3 protein-coding genes and 1 riboswitch are annotated in these 2,972 nt (G+C 63.2%); all 3 genes read right to left on the bottom strand.

Annotation, left to right across the window (positions count from 1 at the left end; genetic code table 11):
* Window positions 1-36: 36 nt before the first annotated feature.
* A riboswitch (ZMP/ZTP riboswitch) is annotated at window positions 37-124 on the bottom strand.
* Between the two features lie 68 nt (window positions 125-192).
* Window positions 193-912: an SDR family NAD(P)-dependent oxidoreductase gene (locus Q8S60_RS09450; RefSeq protein ID WP_305276076.1), complete on the bottom strand. Its 720-nt coding sequence runs from the start codon at window positions 910-912 to the stop codon at window positions 193-195.
* Between the two features lie 74 nt (window positions 913-986).
* A complete protein-coding gene (locus Q8S60_RS09445) occupies window positions 987-2,168 on the bottom strand; it encodes an acyl-CoA dehydrogenase family protein (RefSeq protein ID WP_305276078.1) in 1,182 nt (393 codons plus the stop codon).
* Window positions 2,169-2,329: 161 nt separating this feature from the next.
* On the bottom strand, window positions 2,330-2,972 hold a 643-nt coding region (locus Q8S60_RS09440), incomplete at its 5' end, for a TCP-1/cpn60 chaperonin family protein (RefSeq protein WP_305668495.1).

The following is a 2,972-nucleotide window of genomic DNA, read 5'->3' as shown; positions in this document are numbered from 1 at the left end:
GATGCCTGAAAACAAAAACGCCCGGCCAGCATGTAGAAGTGCTGCCCAGGCGATCGGCTCGAAAGACCAGTCTCCGCGCTCCCCGATGGTGACCCATCTGATTTCGCCAGTCGCGCGGAGGATATGTGCGACCGGAAGTGAAGGGAGTTAAGCCCTCCAGACGGCGGGAGTCAAATGACGTGGAGGAACGGATTATTGGTTCGCCATAAGGCGGGCGAGCAGGCGAGGCGCCCAGCGGTCGAGAAGAAGCGCGGTCCTCGCCTTGCCGATGACGATTTGCGGCTCGCCACGAGCGAGACCCGCCAGAACGGCGCGCGCGGCCTTCTCCGGCGAAATCTTGCCGCGTCCCCGCCCGCCGGTCATCGCTGTTCCGACAAGAGGCGGCACGATCTCGACAACACGTATGCCCTGCGGCGCAAGTTGGTGGCGCAGGGCAAGCGCGAAGCTCCGAAGGCCTGCCTTGCTGGCACAATAGACCGGCGCCGATGTCTTCGGCCGATATGCGAGAACGGAGGTGAGGAAGCAGACGGCGCCGCCGGGATGCCGCATATGCGGCAGCAGCAATTCCGTAAGCCGGATCGGAGCGACGAGATTGACGGCGATTTCCTTGTCGGCTGCATCGCCGATGGCGGTTCCGCTTGCATAGTTGAGCGGCTGCTGGATTGCCGCATTGTGAATGATGATATCGAGCGGGCCGTCGAGATGCAGGACAGCCGCAAGAAGAGCATCGCGGCCTTCCTCGGTGGCGATGTCTGCAGCGACGGTGAGCGGCGAGGGAGGCGCGCTGCGGCCACAGGTGAGAACATGAGCCCCGGCTTCGGCAAAGGCCGAAACGAGCGCCTGTCCGATACCCTGGGTACCGCCGGTCACGAGCACGCGCATGCCGGTGAAGTTCTGTGCTTCCTTCGTCATGCGCAGAAACTCGCATGGGAAGAACGGCGCGGCTTGTTGAATCGCGCCAGAATCCGGCCGTAGCGGACGAGAAGCTACAGACCGAGAATTCTCTTGGCGATGATATTCTTCTGGATTTCGTTGGAGCCGCCATAGATGGATTGCGCGCGGGCGCCGAGATAGGCGGCGACGGCGGGTGCCGCGCCCGCGGGAAGCGCCGTGTTGCCGGTCCATGCGGGCGCGACGGAATCCGGGAAGGCCGGCTGCGCGTAGGGGCCGTAGGTCTCGGCGCCGAGCTCTGTGATGTCCTGTGCGAGTTCGGTCGCGATCACTTTCAGGATCGACGATTCATTGCCCGGCGCACCACCTTCGGCGACCGACGAGAGCGTGCGCAGAACGGTGATTTCGAGTGTATCGAGCCGGGTTTCAAGTTCGCCGAGTTTGCGGATGAAGGCGGCGTCTTCCAGCAGCCCGCGCTCGCGCGCGGCTTCGCGGATGTTGCGGAGCTGCTTCCGCTTGCCGGCGACATGGGCATAGGAGGTGCGTTCATGGCCGAGCAGGTAGTTGGCGTAGGTCCAGCCCTTGCCCTCTTCGCCGATGCGGTTCGTCTGCGGCACGCGCGCGTTCTCGAAGGTGACGCTGTTGAGCGAATGTTTGCCGTCGATGGTGATGATCGGATTGACGGTAATGCCCGGCGTCTTCATGTCGATCAGCAGGAAGGTGATGCCTTCCTGCTTCTTCTCTTCCTGGCTGGTGCGCAGCAGGCAGAAAATCCAGTCGGCATGCTGGGCGAGGCTGGTCCAGATCTTGGTGCCGTTGACGATGTAGTCGTCGCCATCGGCAACGGCGCTCGCCTGCAGCGAGGCGAGGTCGGAGCCGGAGCCGGGCTCGGAGTAGCCCTGCGCCCAGAAAATCGTGCTGTCGAGAATGCCGGGCAGAAAACGCTTCTTCTGTTCGTCCGTGCCGAATGTGTAGATCACCGGCCCGACATAGAGGAGTCCCATCGGCACGACGTTCAGCGCGCCTGCGCGCTCAAGCTCCTCGTCGAAGATGTATTTCTCGTTGGCACTCCAGCCGGTGCCGCCATCGGCTTTAGGCCAGTTGACGGCGAGCCATCCGCGAGCCGCCATCGCGCGCTCGGATTTCTGATAGTCGGCCTTCGACGGCGAGGCGCCGCTCGCCATCTTCTCGATGATGTCGCGCGGATAGTCGTTTTCGAAGAAGTCCCGCACCTTCATGCGGAACTCTTCGTCCTTTTCGGAAAATGAGAAGTCCATGGCCGTCCTCCCGAATGTTGATTGTGGCGAGTGTAGCTGGTCACCGACGCGGCGTCAGGGGCGGGAAGGCAGGTGCCGCGACGTCACCTCTCAAAGAAGTGACAAAAGAAAAGGGCCGGTGTTTCCACCGGCCCTTCGCATTTCGGAGTGGGGAGCGGGACTTAGAAGTCCATGCCGCCCATGCCGCCCATGCCGCCCATACCACCGCCGGGCATGCCGCCACCAGCGCCGCCATCTTTCTTCGGCGCTTCGGCGATCATGGCTTCCGTCGTGATCAGGAGGCCGGCGATCGAGGCCGCATCCTGAAGCGCCGTGCGCACGACCTTGGTCGGGTCGATGATGCCGGCGGCCACGAGGTCGCAATACTCTTCCTTCTGCGCGTCGAAGCCGAAATTGGCCTGCTTCGATTCGAGGACCTTCTGCACGACGATCGAACCTTCGACGCCGGCATTTTCGACGATCTGACGGATCGGCGCTTCGAGGGCCTTGCGGATGATGTTGATACCCGCCTGGATGTCGCGATTGTCCTCGACGAGCTTGCCAACGGCCTTGCTCGCCATGAGAAGCGCCGTGCCGCCGCCGGGGACGATACCTTCTTCAACCGCGGCGCGGGTCGCATTGAGCGCGTCGTCGACGCGGTCCTTGCGTTCCTTCACTTCGGCTTCGGTCGCGCCGCCGACCTTGATCACCGCAACGCCGCCGGCGAGCTTCGCCAGACGTTCCTGCAGCTTCTCCTTGTCGTAGTCGGACGTCGTGTCCTCGATCTGCCGCTTGATCTGGGCAACGCGAGCCTCGATGTCCTTC

The sequence above is a fragment of the Parvibaculum sp. genome (assembly GCF_030694575.1).
In the GTDB taxonomy this organism is placed as follows: domain Bacteria; phylum Pseudomonadota; class Alphaproteobacteria; order Parvibaculales; family Parvibaculaceae; genus Parvibaculum.
The sequence above is the reverse complement of the archived record's forward strand: the minus strand, read 5'-3'. Positions and strand labels throughout refer to the sequence as shown.

What these genes read in the sequence shown, in the direction of transcription:
- Q8S60_RS09450 (WP_305276076.1), bottom strand. Translation starts at nt 912, where the DNA reads ATGACGAAGGAAGCACAGAACTTCACCGGCATGCGCGTGCTCGTGACC.
- Q8S60_RS09445 (WP_305276078.1), bottom strand. Translation starts at nt 2,168, where the DNA reads ATGGACTTCTCATTTTCCGAAAAGGACGAAGAGTTCCGCATGAAGGTG.